23 protein-coding genes are annotated in these 19,134 nt (G+C 63.7%); 11 read left to right on the forward strand and 12 right to left on the reverse strand.

The features are described 5' to 3' along the window. Positions 1 to 17 precede the first annotated feature (17 nt). Positions 18 to 785, reverse strand: coding sequence for a hydroxyacylglutathione hydrolase (gloB, locus tag ACRCSW_RS25330; protein ID WP_438708427.1), 768 nt, complete (start codon positions 783 to 785; stop codon positions 18 to 20). A 62-nt stretch (positions 786 to 847) separates the two neighbouring features. Here gloB and ACRCSW_RS25335 point away from each other — a divergent pair, with 62 nt between their 5' ends. The 8 genes from ACRCSW_RS25335 (at position 848) to ACRCSW_RS25370 (ending at position 7,466) form a co-directional block, all read left to right on the forward strand. Beyond that, on the forward strand, positions 848 to 1,615 hold the full coding sequence (locus ACRCSW_RS25335; RefSeq protein WP_438708428.1) for a class I SAM-dependent methyltransferase: 768 nt from the start codon (positions 848 to 850) through the stop codon (positions 1,613 to 1,615). A 219-nt stretch (positions 1,616 to 1,834) separates the two neighbouring features. Further along, positions 1,835 to 2,395, forward strand: a complete 561-nt coding sequence (locus tag ACRCSW_RS25340; RefSeq protein WP_438708429.1) for a F0F1 ATP synthase subunit delta — start codon at positions 1,835 to 1,837, stop codon at positions 2,393 to 2,395. Beyond that, on the forward strand, positions 2,395 to 3,933 hold the full coding sequence (gene atpA / locus ACRCSW_RS25345; protein ID WP_438708430.1) for a F0F1 ATP synthase subunit alpha: 1,539 nt from the start codon (positions 2,395 to 2,397) through the stop codon (positions 3,931 to 3,933). The genes ACRCSW_RS25340 and atpA overlap by 1 nt, the downstream gene beginning before the upstream one ends. A 21-nt stretch (positions 3,934 to 3,954) precedes the next feature. Continuing rightward, the gene (locus ACRCSW_RS25350) at positions 3,955 to 4,821 is read left to right on the forward strand and encodes a F0F1 ATP synthase subunit gamma (protein ID WP_438708431.1); all 867 of its coding nucleotides are present in this window, start codon (positions 3,955 to 3,957) and stop codon (positions 4,819 to 4,821) included. 14 nt (positions 4,822 to 4,835) lie between these two features. After that, positions 4,836 to 5,102, forward strand: coding sequence for a hypothetical protein (locus tag ACRCSW_RS25355; protein ID WP_438708432.1), 267 nt, complete (start codon positions 4,836 to 4,838; stop codon positions 5,100 to 5,102). 26 nt (positions 5,103 to 5,128) lie between these two features. After that, positions 5,129 to 6,595 (forward strand): F0F1 ATP synthase subunit beta, encoded by a 1,467-nt coding sequence (gene atpD, locus ACRCSW_RS25360; protein ID WP_438708433.1) that lies wholly within the window; start codon positions 5,129 to 5,131, stop codon positions 6,593 to 6,595. 9 nt (positions 6,596 to 6,604) lie between these two features. After that, positions 6,605 to 6,997 carry a F0F1 ATP synthase subunit epsilon gene (locus tag ACRCSW_RS25365; RefSeq protein WP_438708434.1) on the forward strand — a complete coding sequence of 131 codons (393 nt, stop codon included), beginning with the start codon at positions 6,605 to 6,607 and terminating at the stop codon, positions 6,995 to 6,997. A 133-nt stretch (positions 6,998 to 7,130) separates the two neighbouring features. After that, on the forward strand, positions 7,131 to 7,466 hold the full coding sequence (locus ACRCSW_RS25370; RefSeq protein ID WP_438708435.1) for an H-type lectin domain-containing protein: 336 nt from the start codon (positions 7,131 to 7,133) through the stop codon (positions 7,464 to 7,466). On the opposite strand, the gene ACRCSW_RS25375 is transcribed toward ACRCSW_RS25370, so the two are convergent. The 9 genes from ACRCSW_RS25375 to ACRCSW_RS25415 form a co-directional block, all read right to left on the reverse strand. After that, a complete protein-coding gene (locus ACRCSW_RS25375; RefSeq protein WP_438708436.1) occupies positions 7,463 to 8,410 on the reverse strand; it encodes a phosphatase PAP2 family protein in 948 nt (315 codons plus the stop codon). The genes ACRCSW_RS25370 and ACRCSW_RS25375 overlap by 4 nt on opposite strands. A gap of 109 nt (positions 8,411 to 8,519) precedes the next feature. Continuing rightward, entirely contained in the window at positions 8,520 to 9,539 is a 1,020-nt protein-coding gene (locus ACRCSW_RS25380) for a ribose-phosphate pyrophosphokinase (RefSeq protein WP_438708437.1), read from the reverse strand. Positions 9,540 to 9,655: 116 nt separating this feature from the next. Continuing rightward, positions 9,656 to 10,672 carry a threonine aldolase family protein gene (locus ACRCSW_RS25385; protein WP_438708438.1) on the reverse strand — a complete coding sequence of 339 codons (1,017 nt, stop codon included), beginning with the start codon at positions 10,670 to 10,672 and terminating at the stop codon, positions 9,656 to 9,658. Continuing rightward, positions 10,672 to 11,124, reverse strand: coding sequence for a YcgN family cysteine cluster protein (locus ACRCSW_RS25390; protein WP_438708439.1), 453 nt, complete (start codon positions 11,122 to 11,124; stop codon positions 10,672 to 10,674). Before ACRCSW_RS25390 ends, ACRCSW_RS25385 begins: the two co-directional genes overlap by 1 nt. A gap of 39 nt (positions 11,125 to 11,163) precedes the next feature. Continuing rightward, the gene (locus ACRCSW_RS25395; RefSeq protein ID WP_438708440.1) at positions 11,164 to 11,742 is read right to left on the reverse strand and encodes a GNAT family N-acetyltransferase; all 579 of its coding nucleotides are present in this window, start codon (positions 11,740 to 11,742) and stop codon (positions 11,164 to 11,166) included. A gap of 51 nt (positions 11,743 to 11,793) precedes the next feature. Continuing rightward, positions 11,794 to 12,720: a bifunctional riboflavin kinase/FAD synthetase gene (locus ACRCSW_RS25400; protein ID WP_438708441.1), complete on the reverse strand. Its 927-nt coding sequence runs from the start codon at positions 12,718 to 12,720 to the stop codon at positions 11,794 to 11,796. A gap of 26 nt (positions 12,721 to 12,746) precedes the next feature. Continuing rightward, positions 12,747 to 13,190 carry a MaoC family dehydratase gene (locus ACRCSW_RS25405; RefSeq protein WP_438708442.1) on the reverse strand — a complete coding sequence of 148 codons (444 nt, stop codon included), beginning with the start codon at positions 13,188 to 13,190 and terminating at the stop codon, positions 12,747 to 12,749. 120 nt (positions 13,191 to 13,310) lie between these two features. After that, positions 13,311 to 14,201, reverse strand: coding sequence for a TIGR01459 family HAD-type hydrolase (locus ACRCSW_RS25410; protein WP_438708443.1), 891 nt, complete (start codon positions 14,199 to 14,201; stop codon positions 13,311 to 13,313). A 109-nt stretch (positions 14,202 to 14,310) separates the two neighbouring features. Further along, positions 14,311 to 15,231, reverse strand: coding sequence for a manganese-dependent inorganic pyrophosphatase (locus tag ACRCSW_RS25415; RefSeq protein ID WP_438708444.1), 921 nt, complete (start codon positions 15,229 to 15,231; stop codon positions 14,311 to 14,313). Between the two features lie 420 nt (positions 15,232 to 15,651). On the opposite strand from ACRCSW_RS25415, the gene ACRCSW_RS25420 reads away from it, so the two are divergent. Beyond that, entirely contained in the window at positions 15,652 to 15,813 is a 162-nt protein-coding gene (locus ACRCSW_RS25420) for a hypothetical protein (RefSeq protein WP_438708445.1), read from the forward strand. A 93-nt stretch (positions 15,814 to 15,906) separates the two neighbouring features. On the opposite strand, the gene ACRCSW_RS25425 is transcribed toward ACRCSW_RS25420, so the two are convergent. Both ACRCSW_RS25425 and ACRCSW_RS25430 read right to left on the reverse strand, forming a co-directional pair. Next, the gene (locus ACRCSW_RS25425) at positions 15,907 to 16,644 is read right to left on the reverse strand and encodes an N-acyl homoserine lactonase family protein (protein ID WP_438708446.1); all 738 of its coding nucleotides are present in this window, start codon (positions 16,642 to 16,644) and stop codon (positions 15,907 to 15,909) included. Beyond that, on the reverse strand, positions 16,641 to 17,639 hold the full coding sequence (locus ACRCSW_RS25430; RefSeq protein WP_438708447.1) for a TraB/GumN family protein: 999 nt from the start codon (positions 17,637 to 17,639) through the stop codon (positions 16,641 to 16,643). Before ACRCSW_RS25430 ends, ACRCSW_RS25425 begins: the two co-directional genes overlap by 4 nt. A 184-nt stretch (positions 17,640 to 17,823) precedes the next feature. Here ACRCSW_RS25430 and groES point away from each other — a divergent pair, with 184 nt between their 5' ends. Both groES and groEL read left to right on the forward strand, forming a co-directional pair. After that, entirely contained in the window at positions 17,824 to 18,111 is a 288-nt protein-coding gene (gene groES, locus ACRCSW_RS25435; protein ID WP_438708448.1) for a co-chaperone GroES, read from the forward strand. Between the two features lie 38 nt (positions 18,112 to 18,149). Then, on the forward strand, positions 18,150 to 19,134 hold a 985-nt coding region (gene groEL / locus ACRCSW_RS25440), incomplete at its 3' end, for a chaperonin GroEL (RefSeq protein ID WP_438708449.1).

Consider the following 19,134-nt stretch of genomic DNA (forward strand, 5'->3'; position numbering starts at 1 on the left):
ATTGTGATAAGGTAGACTCAGAACTTGTCTTTTCTGGCACGGATTTCGGCGAAAACGGTGACATCGTCAGCCTCGGCCCTGCCGACCGCCATTTTGAGCGCTGGCAGATGTGCCCGCAAGTAAGGGTTTGTTTCAAGTTCGACCCTGAGCGGGACCGGAACCGTCGGACGACCTTGGGCGCGATGCGCCGCGACTTCGGCGATACGAGAGATAAGCTTCGGGTTGTCGGGTTCAAGGGTCTGGGCGAAGCGGAGGTTCGACGCGGTGTATTCGTGGCCCGAGCAGATGAGCGTCTCGGGCGGGAGGGCTGCGAGCTTTGCGAGGCTATCGTGCATCTGCCGGGCGGTGCCCTCGAAAAGCCGCCCACAGCCGCCGGACATGAGGCTATCGGCGGTGAAGGCATAGCCGCTGGCGGGCATGAGGTAAGCGATGTGACCGACAGTGTGGCCGGGAACTTCGATGACCTGAACCTCTTCGGTGCCGATCCGGAAGCGGCTGCCTTCGGCGAGGGTTTCATCAAGGCGGGGAAGGCGGAGCGCATCTGCGGCGGCGCCGTAGACGCGGGCGTGGGTCCGTTGGCGGATCGCGTCGACGGCATCGGTGTGGTCGCCATGATGATGGGTGATCAGGATATGGGTCAGCCGCCACTGGTGGGCGTTGAGTGCCGCAAGGATCGGACCGGGTTCGGGCGCGTCGACGAGAGCAGTCTGGCCGGAATCCGCGTCGTGCAAAAGGTAGGCGTAGTTGTCGGCTAGGCAGGGGATGGTGACCAGTTCAAGCGGCATGGTTTTTCCCCGGCCAGTGGTTAGATTAAGGTCAAGCTTGGCCCGAAGGACGCCCGACCGCAATGCATCTTGATGTCCTGGACCTCAGGAACTTTTACTACCGGACTGCCTTGGGCCGGGTGGCGCAGCGGGCGATCCGGGATCAGGTGGTGCGGCTTTGGCCGCCGCTGGCCGGACAGACGGTGGCGGGCTTCGGCTTCGCGGTGCCGCTTTTGCGCCCGTATCTGGAAGCGTCGCGGCGGGTGGTCGGGCTGATGCCGGGACCGCAGGGGGTGATGCCCTGGCCCGCGGGGATGGAGAATGTCAGTGTCCTTTGCGAGGACACGGCCTGGCCCCTGCCGACGGGCCTCGTTGACCGGCTGGTGCTGATGCACGGGCTGGAGACATCCGAGAACCCCTCGGCGGTGCTGGACGAGTCTGCGCGTGTCCTTGGCCCCGGCGGGCGCGCGCTTTTTGTCGTGCCGAACCGGTCGGGCCTTTGGTCACGGCGGGACGTGACGCCCTTCGGTTTCGGGCGACCCTATTCGGTGGCCCAGCTTGAAGCCCAACTGAAACGGCATGGCTTCACGCCCGAGCGGAGCTGTTCGGTCCTGTTCGCCCCACCGTCGGCGACCCGATTCTGGCTGCGGTCGGCCGACTTCTGGGAAGGCTTCGGTCGTCGCATGCCGTGGCTGGCCGGGGGGGTGCTGATGGTGGAGGCTACGAAGCAGGTTTATGCGCCGACGCGTGGGGGCCTGGGGGCGGTCGTGAAGAAGCCGCTGAAGGCGCTGGAGGGGGTGGGAAAGGGCAGTCCCGAACCGGCCCTGAACCGCGATACCGAAGCGCCCTGACACGGGCTTTCAGCGCCGGGCGTCAAGAGCGACAACGTGACTACTGAAACCGCAGTGAATCCCTCACGAAACGGCGAGCAACCCGGTTGCGGGGTAGGAAAGCCTCTGCTAAGGACGCCCCCGACAGACAGGGTTCGCGCCACGGAGCTTTCGCGGTGCGTCTCGACGGACGGCCCGGTGACGCTAGAACACTGGCCAAGAGATAGCGGAAGGGTTGACGTGTCAGAACCAGCATCGATCTCACTGGGAATTGCCACACGCTACGCGACGGCTTTATTCGAGCTCGCAAAGGACGAAGGCGCCCTGAAGGCGCTGGAAGCCGACACCACTTCATTCAGCGATGCGCTTGCCGTCAGCGACGAGCTTCGCGCCGTGATCGGTTCGCCCGTCATCAGCCGGGAAGATCAGGGCAAGGTGATTGCGGCTTTGGGTGCGAAGCTTGGCGTCAGTGCGCTGTTCGGCAATACGCTTGCCCTGATGGCCGAGAAGCGCCGCCTTTTCGTGCTGCCGCAGTTCCTGGCGAACCTGGCTGACCAGATTGCCGCCGAGAAGGGCGAAGTGACCGCCGAGGTGACCGCCGCCCGCGCGCTGAGCGCTGCACAATCGAAAAAGCTTGCCGAGACGCTGAAGGCCCGCGTCGGCAAGACCGTGAAACTGAAAACCACCGTCGATGAAACCCTCATCGGCGGTCTTGTCGTCAAGCTCGGCTCGACCATGATCGACACATCGGTCAAGGCGAAGCTCGCGGCGCTCCAGAATGCAATGAAAGAGGTTGGGTGATGGGAATTCAAGCTGCCGAGATCTCTGCGATCCTGAAAGAGCAGATCAAGAATTTCGGCAAGGACGCCGAAGTGGCCGAAGTCGGCCGCGTGTTGTCGGTCGGTGACGGGATTGCCCGTGTGCATGGCCTTGACAACGTGCAGGCCGGCGAGATGGTCGAATTCCCCGGCGGCATCCGCGGGATGGCGCTGAACCTGGAAGTCGACAACGTCGGTATCGTGATCTTCGGATCGGACCAGGACATCAAGGAAGGCGACACGGTCAAGCGCACCAAGTCCATCGTGGACGTGCCTGCCGGTGACGCGCTGCTGGGCCGCGTGGTCGACGCGCTTGGGAACCCGATCGACGGCAAGGGGGCGATCAAGTCGTCCGAGCGCCGTATCGCGGACGTGAAGGCGCCGGGCATCATTCCGCGGAAGTCGGTGCATGAGCCGATGGCGACTGGCCTGAAGGCCATCGACGCGATGATCCCGATCGGCCGTGGCCAGCGCGAGCTGATCATCGGTGACCGCCAGACCGGCAAGACGGCTGTCGCGCTGGACACGATCCTGAACCAGAAGGCCTATAACGAGGCCGCTGGTTCGGACGAATCGAAGAAGCTGTACTGCATCTATGTCGCCATCGGGCAGAAGCGTTCGACCGTGGCGCAGCTAGTGAAGAAGCTGGAAGAGACCGGGGCGAGCGCCTACACCATCGTCGTCGCCGCCACCGCATCCGACCCTGCTCCGATGCAGTTCCTGGCGCCCTATTCGGCGACCGCGATGGCGGAATTCTTCCGCGACAACGGCCGCCATGCGCTGATCATCTATGATGACCTGTCGAAGCAGGCTGTGGCTTACCGCCAGATGTCGCTGCTCCTGCGCCGTCCGCCGGGGCGTGAAGCCTATCCGGGCGACGTGTTCTACCTGCACTCGCGCCTGCTGGAGCGGTCGGCCAAGATGAACGAAGACTTCAAGTCCGGGTCGCTGACGGCGCTGCCGATCATCGAGACGCAGGCGGGTGACGTGTCGGCCTATATTCCGACGAACGTGATCTCGATCACCGACGGGCAGATCTTCCTTGAGACGGAGCTTTTCTACCAGGGCGTCCGTCCGGCCGTGAACACCGGTCTGTCGGTGTCGCGCGTGGGTTCGTCGGCGCAGACCTCGGCAATGAAGTCGGTCGCGGGCAAAGTGAAGCTGGAACTGGCGCAGTACCGCGAAATGGCGGCGTTTGCGCAGTTCGGCTCGGACCTTGACGCGGCGACCCAGCAGCTTCTGAACCGGGGCGCGCGTCTGACGGAACTGATGAAGCAGGCCCAGTACGCGCCGCTGACCAACGCGGAAATCGTCTGCGTGATCTATGCGGGCACCAACGGCTATCTCGACAAGATCGGGGTCAAGGATGTGGGCCGGTTTGAATCGGGCCTTCTCAAGCACCTGCGCACCAGCGGGAAGGCGCTTCTGGACGACATCACCAAGAACGACCGCAAGGTTGCGGGCGATCTGGAAAAAGCGATCCGCGTGGAACTTGACGCCTTCGCCAAGAACTTCGCCTGAGCGCCCTGAAGGAGTAGGCAGATGCCCAGCCTAAAGGACCTCAAGAACCGGATCGGAAGCGTCAAGAACACGCGGAAGATCACGAAGGCGATGCAGATGGTCGCCGCGGCCAAGCTGCGGCGCGCCCAGGAAGCGGCGGAAGCCGCCCGGCCCTTTGCCGAGCGGATGACGGCGGTGATGACGGCACTGGCGACCGGCGTCGGCACGGGCGAGAGTGCACCGAAGCTTCTGGCCGGGAACGGCAAGGATCAGGTGCATCTTCTGGTCGTGATGACGTCGGAGCGCGGCCTTTGCGGCGGCTTCAACTCGTCCATCGTCAAGCTGGCCCGGCTGCGGGCCAATGAGCTTGCGGCGAAGGGCAAGACGGTCAAGATCATGACCGTCGGCAAGAAGGGCCGCGAGCAGCTGAAGCGCGACTGGGCTTCCGCTTTCGTGGGCCATGTCGACCTGAGCGACGTCAAGCGCGTGGGCTACGCCAATGCGCAAGCCATCGCGCGTGAGGCCATGGCGGCCTTCGAGCATGATGAAGCCGATGTGGTCACGATCTTCTACAACCGCTTCCAGTCGGTCATCAGCCAGGTCCCGACCGAGCTGCAGGTTATCCCGGCGAAGTTCGAAGCCGCTGGCACGACCGCGCTTTACGACTATGAACCGTCCGAGGAAGCGATCCTCGCCGATCTTCTGCCACGTGGCGTCGCGACCCAGATCTTCACGGCACTCCTTGAAAACGGCGCCTCGGAACAGGGCGCGCGGATGTCCGCCATGGATAACGCGACCCGTAACGCCGGGGACATGATCAACAAGCTGACGATCCAGTACAACCGGAGCCGTCAGGCAGCGATCACCAAGGAACTCATCGAAATCATCTCTGGAGCGGAGGCTCTGTGAGAACAGCAGGAAGGGTGCTGAAGTATATCTTTGGCACATACTTAGTCATCGGCGCGCTGTTTGGTGTGGCTCAAGGAGTAGTGGACTATCCAGTAACGCTTCTTTCGGGGTGTTTGACGTGGCAGGAGGCATTTGGGGGCGGGTACGGCCCTCATGAGCTCGCCATGATGTACATGTGGAAGATGATCTGGTGGGCACCAGATTTGTATGCGGTAGTGACGACAGATAACTGGGGCTTTCTTGAATGGCTTGCCCCGCGATATGTGGAAAAATGCGGTTAAGTCCGCAAACACCGGAGTAAGAGACAATGGCAAGAGCCGCGAAAGCTTCCACTGCCGCCGCAGGTGCGACTGCTGCAGCGACGGGCAAGGTGACCCAGGTCATCGGCGCTGTCGTCGACGTTCAGTTCGACGGCGCGCTGCCCGCGATCCTGAACGCGCTGGAGACCACGAACAACGGCAAGCGCCTGGTTCTGGAAGTGGCGCAGCACCTGGGCGAAAACACCGTCCGCTGCATCGCCATGGACGCGACCGAGGGCCTCGTACGCGGCGCTCCCGTCGCTGACCTGGGCCTGCCGATCTCGGTTCCGGTGGGCGACGGCACGCTGGGCCGCATCATCAACGTGATCGGCGAGCCGATCGACGAAAAGGGCCCGGTCGCGCACACCGAAAAGCGGGCGATCCACCAGCCCGCCCCGGCGTTCAGCGAGCAGGCGACGGACGCGCTGATCCTGGAGACCGGCATCAAGGTGATCGACCTTCTGGCCCCCTATTCGCGCGGCGGGAAGATCGGGCTCTTCGGCGGTGCAGGCGTGGGCAAGACGGTTCTGATCCAGGAACTGATCAACAACGTGGCCAAGGTGCACTCCGGCTATTCGGTGTTCGCCGGCGTGGGTGAGCGGACGCGTGAGGGGAACGACCTTTATCACGAGTTCATCGAATCCGGCGTTATCAACATCGACGACCTGACGAAGTCGAAAGTGGCGCTGGTGTACGGCCAGATGAACGAACCGCCGGGCGCGCGTGCGCGTGTGGCGCTGACCGGGTTGACCATTGCGGAGCAGTTCCGCGACCAGTCGGGGACGGACGTTCTGTTCTTCGTCGACAACATCTTCCGCTTCACGCAGGCGGGTTCGGAAGTGTCGGCACTTCTGGGTCGTATCCCTTCGGCCGTGGGCTATCAGCCGACGCTGGCGACCGACATGGGTGCGCTGCAGGAACGCATCACGTCGACCAAGGCGGGCTCGATCACCTCGGTGCAGGCGATCTATGTTCCAGCCGACGACCTTACCGACCCAGCCCCGGCGACCTCGTTCGCGCACTTGGACGCGACGACCGTTCTTAGCCGCGCGATCTCGGAGCTTGGGATTTACCCGGCGGTGGACCCTCTGGACTCGACGTCGCGTATCCTCGACCCGCTGGTCGTGGGGCAGGAGCACTATGACGTCGCCCGTTCGGTGCAGGGGATGCTGCAGCGCTACAAGTCGCTGCAGGACATCATCGCCATCCTTGGCATGGACGAACTGAGCGAAGAGGACAAGCTGACCGTGGCCCGCGCCCGGAAGATCCAACGCTTCCTGTCGCAGCCGTTCGACGTGGCGCAGGTGTTCACCGGCTCACCCGGCGTGCAGGTGCCGCTGGAGAAGACCATCGCTTCGTTCAAGGCCGTGGTTGCGGGCGAATACGATCACCTGCCGGAAGCCGCCTTCTACATGGTCGGCGACATCGACGAAGTGAAAGCCAAGGCTGCCAAGCTTGCCGCGGCAGCGGCGTAAGGGGGCGAGATGGCAGGTTCGGTGCAATTCGACCTGGTAAGCCCGGAGCGGCGCCTGGCGTCGTTCGCGGCGACCGAGGTACAGATTCCCGGTGCGATGGGCGACATGACGGCGATGGAGGGCCATGCGGCGACCATCACCTCGCTGCGGCCGGGCGTTCTGCGTGTTGTCGGTACCGATGGGGTCAAGGCCTTCGTCGTAACCGGCGGCTTCGCCGAGATCAGCGCCACGGGCGTGTCGGTGCTGGCCGAACAGGCCGTGCCGCTGGACGAGCTGACCCCGGCGGCGCTTGACGCGCTGGTGGCGGATGCTTGCGAGGCTGCTGCCGTCAACTCGGACAAGGACGCCGCGGACAAGGCGGTTGCTGATCTTTATGCCATGAAGGCCGCTGCCGGGCTTTAAGTTCGGCTGACCCTTTCAAATGCGGAAGACCCCGGCATCGCCCGGGGTCTTTGCTTTTGGCGGTACCGCACCCCGGGAAACTGGTGCAGTATCGCACCCGGGGTGGAGTGCCAGGGTCATTATGCGACGGTTGATGGGTGCGTTCGGGATTGAGCAGGGCACGAAGGTCCTGTTCTCGGACTTTGCGCATGATGGCGCGATGTGGACGGGAGCTGGCCCCCGCGAAGTGCGGCAGGAGGAAAGCTTCAAGGAGCCGTTCCTGGAACCGCCGTCCGTGATGGTAGGCATCTCGATGTGGGACATCGATCACAAGACGAACTCACGCGTGGACATCTCGGCCGAGAACATCACAGCGAAAGGCTTCGAGATCGTGTTCCGGACCTGGGGCGACACCCGCATCGCGCGGATACGGGCAGACTGGCTGGCGGTCGGACCGTGTGGTGACGACGATAGCTGGGAGGTGAACTAGCCGCTGCGGCTATCGCGATCCGGGACGATCCGGTTGGCGATCAGGACCGAAAGTGCAAACACAACGATCCCTGCCAGCAAGTCGACGAGATGATGCCCGCCATGCGAAAGTGTCGCCGGTACCATGGCGGTGCTGGCCAGGAGTGCGGGAATGAAGACCGGCGTATGACGGCTGAACCATGCAACCATGCAGGCCATGATCATGTGGTAGGATGGAAAGGCCACGACGCCCGTCATCACCTCGGGGCTGATCCGAGGCGGGCCAATCTCTACCAGCCATCGGAGGTAGGCGCCGTATTGGTCGTTGAAGTACAGCCCCGTGGCAAGCCGAACCTCTTCGGGGATCTTCTGGAACCCGGATGGCCCGACGCTTGGCCAGATCCACCAGATCGATACGGTGATGACGAGTGTCAGGACACCAACGACCAGGAAGCGGTGGAGGGCAACCTCGCGCGAGAGGGCTGCGAGGATGACGATCAGCAGCAGGATCTGCGGGAGTGACGTGTGGTAGAGGTAGCCAAGCGCCTTCGCAGCCACCGGGTATTCCGCAAGACCCGCGACAAAACCCGGCCAATGGTAGCCGAGTTGGCCGTCGAGCGAGATCAGCCATTCGTCGATCAGGGGATTGGGAAGCGGGAAGAGTGCGAAGATGCAGATGGTCGACACTGCGGTAAAGCCGGTGAAGAGGCCGAGGCCGACAAGCGCCAGTCCGATGCGTGGGGCAGCCTTTACCTGCCGCACATATGCGCCTATGGCGACAAAGCCCAGGGTTCCCACAAAGCCGGCCAGGAAGGGCGGCCAGTTGATGTCGCGTTGAAGCCCCGTGACAAGGCCAAATGCGACGACCGCAAAGAAGCCGATGACCTGCAGCAGCAACCGTTCGGTTGGCAGCAGTCTGAAGATCGAAAGCCGTCGGGCCGGGAACACTTCAGTCTCGGATGTCATCTACTCGATTGCCTCTTGGCGACGCGGCGTGCGTCGACAGCTGACGAAACAATCGGTGATGTAGCTGCTCAATGTGCCCAATCCGTGGCGAGAGGCGCACAAATCCGCGTCAGCCGCGCTGATAGAGCCCCTCATAGATCGGGACGAGGGTGTCGGTCTCGAACAGCGAGGACACGGACATGCCGCCCCAGATGTTCAGGATGGCCTGGGCGAAGATCGGGGCGGTGGGGACGATGCGGATGTTCTTCGCGGACTTCACATTTTCGGGCGGCTCGATCGAATCGGTGATCACCAGTGACTTCATCACCGACTTCTCCACCCGCTCGACCGCCGGGCCGGAGAGGACACCGTGGGTGATGTAGCTGTGAACCTCGGTCGCGCCGGCCTCGATCAGGGTTTCGGCCGCTTTGCACAACGTTCCGGCAGTGTCGCAGATGTCATCGACGATGATGCACTTGTGGCCCCTGACGTCACCGATGACGGTCATGCCGGCCACCTCGCCCGCCTTCTCGCGCCGCTTGTCGACGATGGCGAGGGGGGCGTTGATCCGCTTGGCCAGTTCCCGCGCCCGCGCCACGCCGCCGACATCGGGCGAGACGACCATGAGGTCCTCCATCTGGCCCTTGAAGTGATGCTCGATGTCCAGCGCGAAGACGGGGCTGGCGTAGAGGTTATCCACAGGGATGTCAAAGAAGCCCTGGATCTGCGCGGCGTGCAGGTCGAGCGTCAGGACGCGGTCGATCCCGGCGGTTTCGATCATGTTGGCGACGAGCTTGGCGGTGATCGGCGTGCGGGCCTTGGCGCGGCGGTCCTGCCGGGCATAGCCGAAGTAGGGGATGACGGCGGTGATGCGAGCTGCCGAGGACCGGCGCAGCGCGTCGGTCATGATCAGAAGCTCCATCAGGTTGTCGTTCGCGGGGTTCGAGGTCGGCTGGATGACGTACATATCCTCGCCGCGCACATTCTCGAAGACCTCGACGAAGATCTCCTGGTCGTTGAACCTTTCGACCCGGGCGTCCACCAGATTGACGCTCATCCCCCGGTGCATCGACATCCGCCTTGCGATGGACTTGGCGAGGGGAAGGTTCGCGTTGCCGGAGATCAGCTTCGGTTCGGTGACGGCGGGCATGGCATCTCCGGATGACGGATTCGTGACGTGCCCCCGCTTATCATCCGGCTTCAGCATTGCAAACCGAGACGGTGGTCGGCCATGCGGATTTCGCTGCGATTGCAGCATTGCCCCGGTCAGAAGGCGGCAAGGAACCGGTCTACATCTTCGGCAGTTGTCGACCAACTGGTGACAAGCCTTGCCCGTTCGCGGCCCTCGGGGGCGTTCAGGCGGTAGAAATGCGCGCCCGCAGCCTCCAGCCTGTCATGCGTGCCGGGGGACCATTCGGGGAAAAGCATGTTGGCCGGGGCGTCGGGGACGGTCGCGCCCTTGGCGCGGAGGCCTGCCGCCAGCCGCTGGCCCATGGCGTTCGCGTGGGTTGCGAGGCGAAGCCAGAGACCGTCGGTAAGGTAGGCCTCCATCTGCGCCGAGAGGTAGCGGTGTTTCGAGAAGAGATGCCCGCCGCGCTTGCGGCGCAGCTCGAACTCCCAGGCTTTCGCCGGGTCGAAAAGGACAACAGCCTCGACCCCGAGGCAGCCGTTCTTGGTTCCGCCGAGCGATAGAATGTCGATGCCCGCCTGCCACGTCATCTGTGCGGGCGACGCGTTGGTGGCCACAAGGGCGTTGGCGAAGCGGGCGCCGTCGAGGTGGCAGGGAAGGTGCTGCGCCTTGGCCAGCGCGGTCAGGGTGGCGATGTCCGACGCGGAATAGACCGTTCCCGCCTCAGTCACGTTGGTGAGGCTCAGCATCCCGCGCTGGACACCGTGGACGCCGCCTTCGCCGGTTGTGGCCAGTGCAGCGGTGAGGGACCCAGGGGTCATCTTGCCGTGGTCGCCGGGCACGAGCACCAGCTTGGCCCCGGAGTAGAATTCGGGCGCGTTGCACTCATCCTCGGCTATGTGCGCGTGGGTGTGGCAGAAGACGGCGCCCCAGGGCGGGCAGTGGGTGGCGATGGCCAGCGCGTTCGCTGCGGTGCCGGTGGCGACCAGGTGCACGACGGCCTCTGGCGCCTCGAACAGGTCGCGCACCAGTGCCGTCACCCGGTCCATCGCGGTATCGGCGCCGTAGGAACGGTCGTAGCCTTCATTTGCGCGCATCAGCGCGGCCATGACCTCGGGTGCCGCACCCGAAGTGTTGTCGGACGCAAAGCGCATCAGGGCGTTTCCTCGATCAGGTAGTCTTCCCAGTCATCCTCGGGGACGTCGAGTTCGGGGATCGTGATCCCCTTGACCGACTGCCCGGCTTTGTGGGTGCTGTCGGGGTCGCCGGTGACCAGGGGGTGCCAGTTGGGCAGCTTCTTCTTCTGGAACAGAAGCTTGTATGCGCAGGTCGACGGCATCCAGTAGGCGATCTTTGGGAGCGTCTTGGGCGTCAGCACCACGCATTCCGGAACATGCATCTTGCGGTTCGGGTAATCCATGCAGCGGCAGCTGTCGCCGTCCAGCAGGCGGCAGGCGACGCGGGTGTAGGCGACCTCACCCGTGTCTTCGTACTCGAGCTTGTTGAGGCAGCATTTGCCGCAGCCGTCGCACAGCGCCTCCCATTCCTGTTGGGTCAGCTTGTTGAGGGGAACGGTTTCCCAGAACCGGGGGCGGAGTGTGGTCATGGGATGAAGGTGCTTTGGCGCGAGGGAAAAGGGAAGGGCCTACAGCTCAAGCCGCATCAGGGGGCGGTTTTCCTTGGCGCGGGCGACTTCGCGAAACCCGGCTTTGGTGAAGACTGAGGTCGAGCCGACGAAGAGAACCACGGATTTCGATTGCTTGGCGTGGTCCATTGGGCTTGCCTCCAGAACCCGCGCGCCTGAACGGCGAGCGTGATTAATCCCGGCCGCCAGCACTTCGTGAGACAGACCCTGCCCGCGCACGGCGGAGCGGAAGAAGAAACAACTCACCGCCCACACTGCCGGGTCGTCCGGAGGGGCATCGGGTAGTGGGGACGAGGACCGGCCAGGGTTGTTCCATTCGGGAACATCGGCGCGCGGGCCGATCTGCATCCAGCCGATCGGATCGTCGCCCTGAAATGCGATCAGGCCAGGCGGGGGGCCTTGGTTGATGCGGGACAGCATCGCATCGCGACGTTCATCGCGGGTCATTGCAAGCCGCACCTTCGGGCGAAGGCGGAAGCCCGTGCACCAGCAACCGGCGCAGGCGCCCTGCGGGCCGAAGAGGGTTGTGAAGGCCGGGATCAGATCGGGCGTCAGCGGGTGGATGCGAAGCTCGGACATGGCCGTGTCCTCCTGTTGGAGTTCACAGAATGTTCACGTTTTTGGTTGCTGTCAACCGAGGGCGGAAAGGATGCTGCGCGCGCTGGCGCAATCGGCGTCCATTTGCGCAATGAGGGCGGGGAGGCCGTCGAACTTCATCTCGGGGCGGAGGAAGTCGATGAGGGCGACCGAGAGGTGCTGGCCGTAGAGATCGCCTTTGAAATCAAAGAGGAAGGTTTCGAGGTTGGGGCGGTTCTCGCCGAACATGGGCCGGACGCCAAGGCTGGCGGCACCGTGGTAGTGGCCTTGCTGCGGGCCGGTCAGGATGTCGACCAGCACGGCATAGACGCCGAAGCGCGGGAGGTGGAGGCCTTCAAGCGACATGTTGGCGGTGGGGTAGCCAAGCTCACGCCCGCGCTTTTCGCCGTGGAGGACCTCGCCCTCGATCCGGTGCCAGTGGCCGAGCATGGCGGCGGCGTCGCGGGGGCGGCCTTCGGCGAGGTGGTTGCGGATCTGGGTCGAGGAAATCTCGGCCCCGGCTTCGGTGACAAGGGGGGCGATGGTGGTGCGGATTCCCTTGTCGTCGCAGAGGGTTGCGAGGTCGGTGGCGGTGCCCTTGCGGCCCTTGCCGAAGCAGAAGTCGGCGCCGACGACGACGTGGGAAATGCCGAGGCCGTCGTGCAGGACCTGGGTCACGAAGCCCTCGGGCGAGAGGCTGGCGAGGGTTACGTCGAAGGGGAGCTGGAAGAGGTGCTCGACGCCAAGGCGCGCGAGGCGGTTCGCGCGGGCCTCGGCGTTCATCAGGCGGAAGGGCGGCAGGTGGGGCGCGAAGTATTGGCGGGGGTGGGGCTCGAAGGTGACGATTCCCAAAGGCGCAGCGCCTCGGGCGAGGTCTATGACTGCCTGATGGCCGCGGTGGACGCCGTCGAAATTGCCCATGGCGACGGACGCGCCACGGGCTTCTGGGTCAAGCCCATGCCATTGAAAATGCTGCAGCATCCCGCCCTTGGTGGGGCGTCTGCCCCTTAGTCGAACTTGCGGCTGGGCGCCAGAACCAGCGCCTCGCCCTTCAGGACAACGGTTTTACCGACTGCGGCCTGGGTTTCAAGGGTCACCCGGCGTTTGGCGTGATCGATGGCGGTGACCGTCACTTCGGCCCGGACGGTGTCGCCGGGGCGGACGGGGGCCATGAAGCGGAGGGACTGGCCGAGGTAAACGGTGCCGTGGCCCGGAAGCTGCTCGCCGATGACGGCCGAGATCAGGCCTGCGGTGAGCATGCCGTGGGCGATGCGGCCTTCGAAGATGGTGTCCTGGGCGTAGCCTTCGTCAAGGTGGACGGGGTTCCGGTCGGTGGAGACTTCGGCGAAAAGCTCGATATCCCGGTCGGTTACGGTTTTCATCAGATGCCGGGACATGCCGATCTCGATGTCTTCGATGCAGATCGTGCCGCGGGGCATGTTGTCCAGCATGGTTACCGAATCCTTTCGTTCGTGCGGGAACGGTAGCACATGCTGCGGCGCAGCACAATTGGTTGCGCAATAATTGTTCAATCTGACTTAGGTATGCGAATTAATCTTGCTGTCGTGAATCTAGCGCAGGCGGCCCATTGCGAAGGTCGGCGACAGCTCGCGCGCTTCGAGCCAGTTGTCGAGGAGGCCCTGATCGGGGTTCTCGACGTCGGGCCCGAACTGGTCAGCCTCAAGCCCGCCGGTGATGAAAAGCGTGTCGAGCGCTTCCGACATACCGCCTTGAATATCCGTGGAAATTCCGTCGCCGATACACAGGATTTGCGGGTCGGAAGGTGCCCCGGCCTCAGCCAGTCGCCGCCGGGCGAGGTCGTAGATCGGGGGGTGCGGCTTGCCGAAGTAAAGTGCGGTGCCGCCCAGCTGTTCATAGGCCTCGGCCAGCGCGCCCGCGCAGTAGAGCCGCTTGTCGCCAAGGTCGACGACGATGTCCGGGTTCGCGCAAAGCATTGGCAGGCCTAGAGTCTTTCCCAAGAGGAGGGCCGCGCGGTAATCGTCGGGGGTTTCCGTCAGATCATCGTTCAGGCCGGTGCAGACGATGCCTTCGGCGTTCTTTAGATCGACCCGTTCGATGGGTGGCTGGGTCTTCGCGTAGGCGGCCAGATCGTCGGCGAAATCGGTGAAGAAAGGCTCATCCTTCGGTGCGCCGATGTGGTGGACGCGGCGACCGACGGCGCCGGAGAGCATGCCCATTTGGGCGGCATCGCCGGAGGTCACGACGATGTCCCAGGCGTCGCGGGGGACGCCGAGGCCGTCCAACTGCTTGATGACGCTGGATTTTGGGCGCGGGGCGTTGGTCAGAAGAACGACCTTGCCGCCGGCTTTGCGGAACCCTTGCAACGCCGAAACAGCGGTCGGGAAGGCGGCTTTGCCGTTGTGAAGGCAGCCCCAGAGGTCGCAGAAGACGGCGTCGTAGCGGCCCGAAAGGTCGGCCAGGGAGCGGATGATTTCGGTCATTCAAGCGGCCCTTCTGGTGCTAAACCGGTCGTCTTGTTTCCATCCTGGTCGCGTCCTTATTCCGTCTCTACGCGCGCAGAGACGGAAGATCGCGCAACGCCCGCTGAAATCAGAGCTTGAGCGACGGGATGATCTGCTTCTTGCGGCTCATGATGCCGGGGAGGACCACGGTGTCGCCGGTGACCTTGGCGCCGAAGGAGGCCTCGGCGAGGTTCTTCACCAGGTCGTTGGGGACGAGGAGCGTCGCCTCTTCCCTGATGATGTCGATGACGAAGAGAAGGACCTGATCGGCGCCGTCTTCCTTGGCGACATCGACCATCGAGCGCATCAGGCTGGCCTTGCGGTCTAGGAGGACCTTGGGCGCGGTGGTTTCCAGCACGCTGATGCGGAGTTCCTTGCCCGCGACGGTGTATTCCTTGCTGTCCATCCGGAGAAGCTCGGCGTCGGAGAAGGCGGAGACGTCGGACTTGGCCTCGAACATCTTCGATGCAAGCTCGGGGATCGAAACCCCCAGGTCGGCGGCAAGCTTCTCGGCCACGGCCTGGTCATGCGGGGTGGTGGTGGGCGAGCGGAACTGGAGCGTGTCCGAGAGGATGCAGGAGAGCATCGCGCCCTTGATCTCACGCGGGAGGCCCGCCACGTCGTCGCCCATGATGTCGTGCATCACGGTGGCGGTGCAGGCGAGCGGGCGCATCACCACGTTGATGGGGGTCCTGGTCTTCAGGCCACCGACCAGCATGTGATGGTCGATGATCGCGGTGATGTTCGCGTCGTTGATCGAGGGCGGCAGTTCGGCGGGGTTGTTGGTGTCGACGATCACGACATCCTGGCCCTCGGCCACGTCGGCGATGATCTGCGGCTTCTGGAGGCCCCAGTGCTTCAGCACGAAGGCGGCCTCGGTATTGGGCTCGCCCAGAAGGCGGGGTTCGGCGGTGTCGCCGCGGCGGTTGGTCAGATACCAGGCCCAGACGATGGCTGAGCCGGTGGAATCGGTGTCGGGGGATTTGTGGCCGAAGACGAGCGTGGTCATGGGGATACCTATCGTGGCGTTTCGCGGGCGGTATAGGCGAGGGTGGGCAGATTGTCACGCGGGGGGTGTTCGGTCTTTCGTTCGCTGCGCAGCCCCCCACCCCTACCCCTCCCCCCCAAGGGGAGAGGGGGTTTGCGTGCCCGGCGCCTGAAACGGTCCGGACGCGGTCGGGCGGCCCGGCCGGTTGTCAGGCGGGAGCGTTTGTGGCAGGCTGACTGCCTTGGCAGAGGAGTGTTTGTGTCATGGAACTAACTGTCTGACGCCCCGTTGATGGGGCAGCCAAGCCGGGCCGCGGGATGTGGCCCATGCAGCCCTTCGCCCAAGGAGTACCCTGAGAATGGACAAGTCACCGTCGGCCTAGGGCCGTTCGTGGCCGGGTATTTGCCTGGCTGAGATTTTCTTCCAAGACAGGGGCAGATCATGCCGAACACTAAGACCGAAAAACCCGCTGTAGCGGGCCTGAAACCGTTGCCGAAGCCCAAGGGCTTTGACGCCGCGAGCCTTAAGGGGGCCAAGGGGCCTTCGGGGCTGAAGCTGGTGCCGAAGCGAGGGATGATTCCTGGCAAGTCGGGGCAAAGGTAGGCCTGCCGGTCTTCCCTGCGGGGAAGGCGGGGGTGGCGGGCTAAAGGGTCCGCCACCCCAGGTGTGTTGCGGCCCTTGCAGCGCAAGGGCCGGTCAGTCGTACCACGCGGGAGCTTTGCGAAGCGCCTGCCATTGCGCCGGGTCGTGCCCGTAGATCAGAAGCGCTTCGGGCGCGAGGGCGACGAGACGCTCGGCCGACAGGCGCGCGGTCACTGGCGAATCGGCTTCGGCGAAGTTCTCGGCTGGTTCTGATGCGCGGTTGAGGGCGTCGGCAGCAAGGATGACCGGGCCGGTACGCGGCAGGTTCAGGATCGCGGACAGATGGCCCGGCGTGTGGCCCGGTGTCGGGATCAGCGTCAGGCCTTCGCAGACCGGGGTGTCGGCGTCGATCAGCTGATACTGCGCGTCGGGCCAGATCATCGGGCGGGCCGTGCCGAAGTAGCTTGGACGCGGATCGGCCCGTTCACGCCCGGTCATGACGATAGGGGCATGAGCGAAGAGGGGCAGCGAGCCGACGTGGTCGATGTGGCCGTGGGACAGGATCACCAGATCGATGTCGCTCGGTGCAAGGCCGAGGGTCGCAAGGGCACCCTCGGCGGTCTGGTGGGGGCCGAAGTCGATCAGGCGACCAAAGCGCGGGAGGCCATCGCGGGCGGCGATCGCGGGATCGGTTGCGTAGGCAGGGGGGAAGCCGGTGTCGAAAAGGATGCGACCGCCATGGTCGGTTTCCAGAAGAAAGCCGGGGATGCCGATCAGACGCTCGCCGCGCCGGACCTCGAAGAGCCCCAGGTCGAGGACATAAAGCCGGGACAGCTTGCCGGGCAGGATCAAAGGGGGAGTTCTTCGATGGTGAACCCTTCTTTCTTGAGGAGGTTCAGCACGCCCTCATCGCCGGACAGGTGCAGCGCGCCAAACGCGGTGAAGACCGGCCCTTTGGTAGCCGCCTCGGTCAGCACCGGAATCCAGGCGCGATTCCGTTCATTCATCAGCGCTTCTTCCATCTTGGCAAACTCGGCATCCACCTGCTCGCGCGTGTAACCGGGCATGCTGTAGCTTTCGTAGCGCATGAACTCCCAGATCTTCCGGCCGTCCCCGGCGAAATAGCTGTCGGCAAGGGTTGCGGAATAGTCCTCGGACCGGTCTTCGAACAGAAGCGAGGACTCGAGCATGTCGATCATCTCCCGCTCGGTCATGCTGCCGAAGATCTTGAAGATCGTGTCGTAGGGTTCAAGCCCCTGGACCGGCACTCCAGCCGCAGTCGCGGTGTCGATCACCATGCCGTCGAGACCCTTGGGCTTGGTCATCTCGGCCATGGCGCAGGGTGGAACGGCCAGGACGGCGATGACGTACCAGGGCCGGAACTTCGCGGCCATGAAACCGGGGATGCCGCGTTCGGCCATGGCTTGGGAGAGGCTCTCCCACAGCTCGGGCGGGAGCTGTTCGAGAAGCGTCGGGCCTTCGGTGATCATCACCTTGGAGGGGTCGCTGGCGATGAGGTTCATCAGCGCCTTTTCCTCTTCGGGCCCGGCTTCGACCAGCACGGTCGTCGCGGTCTCGATGTGCGGGGCCAGGGCGGCAAGGTTCGGCTCATGGCGCGGATCGTCGAAATGGTAGGTTCCGGCGATGGTGATGACCTGATCACCCCGGGTCGCGCGCCAGAAGTTGCCGGTCGGGTAAGGGACGGCATCGGTTGCGGCCTGGATCTCGGCCAGACGGTCGGGGGGGAGTTCGTCGATCAGGTTCTTGCCCGCGCATTTCGCGGTGACCGGACCAGTAAGCAGGAATGCAAGCGACACGGCGGAGAGGACAGCAGTCAATCGGGACATGGGACACTTCTTGGCAGGAAAGGGATTCGCTGCATGGTGGCATCCAGACCGCAAAAGGCAATCCGAAAAGCCAACGGCCGGGTGTTGACTCGACGCAACGGAACGCCTAACTGAACGGCGTTATCACTCATGTCCGTTGAGTGCTAATCAAGATCAAACCTGGAAACTCAAGGGAGTACCCCAGATGGCTTTCAAACCTCTGCATGACCGCGTGCTGGTCAAGCGTATCGCGTCCGATGAAAAGACCAAGGGCGGCCTGATCATCCCGGATACCGCCAAGGAAAAACCTGCCGAGGGCGAGATCGTCGCCGTGGGCGAAGGCGCCCGCAAGGATTCGGGCGAGCTGATCGCACCGTCGGTCAAGAAGGGCGACCGTATTCTGTTCGGCAAGTGGTCGGGCACCGAAGTGACCCTGGATGGCGAAGAGCTGTTGATCATGAAGGAAAGCGACATTCTCGGCATCATCGCCTGAGTTGTCCTTCCCTGTAACCTATTCAAGGAGCTATAAAAATGGCTGCTAAAGACGTTAAATTCAACACCGACGCCCGCGACCGGATGCTGCGCGGCGTCAACATCCTGGCCGACGCGGTCAAGGTGACGCTGGGCCCGAAAGGCCGCAACGTGGTGATCGACAAGTCGTTCGGCTCGCCCCGGATCACCAAGGACGGCGTGACCGTCGCCAAGGAAATCGAACTGGCCGACAAGTTCGAGAACATGGGCGCGCAGATGGTGAAGGAAGTCGCTTCCCGCACCAATGATGAGGCCGGCGACGGCACCACCACTGCGACCGTGCTGGCGCAAGCCATCATCAAGGAAGGCATGAAGGCGGTCGCCGCCGGCATGAACCCGATGGACCTGAAGCGCGGGATCGACCTTGCGACCACCAATGTCGTCGCGGCGATCAAGAAGATGTCCCGTCCGGTGAAGGACAGCGCTGAAGTTGCGCAGGTTGGCACCATCTCTGCTAACGGCGAATCGGAAATCGGCCGTCAGATCGCGGAAGCGATGCAGAAGGTCGGCAACGAGGGCGTGATCACCGTCGAAGAGAACAAGGGCCTGGAGACGGAAACCACCGTCGTCGAAGGCATGCAGTTCGACCGCGGGTACCTGTCGCCCTACTTCGTCACCAACGCCGACAAGATGATTGCCGAGCTGGAGGATGCCTACATCCTGCTGCACGAGAAGAAGCTGTCGTCGCTGCAGCCGATGGTGCCGCTGCTGGAGGCCGTGATCCAGTCGCAGCGTCCGCTGATCATCGTTGCGGAAGATGTTGAAGGTGAGGCTCTTGCGACCCTCGTCGTCAACAAGCTGCGTGGTGGTCTGAAGATCGCTGCCGTCAAGGCTCCGGGCTTCGGTGACCGCCGCAAGGCCATGCTGCAGGACATCGCCATTCTGACCGGTGGTCAGGTGATCAGCGACGATCTGGGCATGAAGCTGGAGAACGTCGGGCTCGACATGCTGGGCCGCGCGAAGAAAGTGATCATCAAGAAGGATG

The sequence above is a fragment of the Tabrizicola sp. genome, from assembly GCF_051645465.1.
Taxonomy (GTDB): Bacteria; Pseudomonadota; Alphaproteobacteria; order Rhodobacterales; family Rhodobacteraceae; genus Tabrizicola.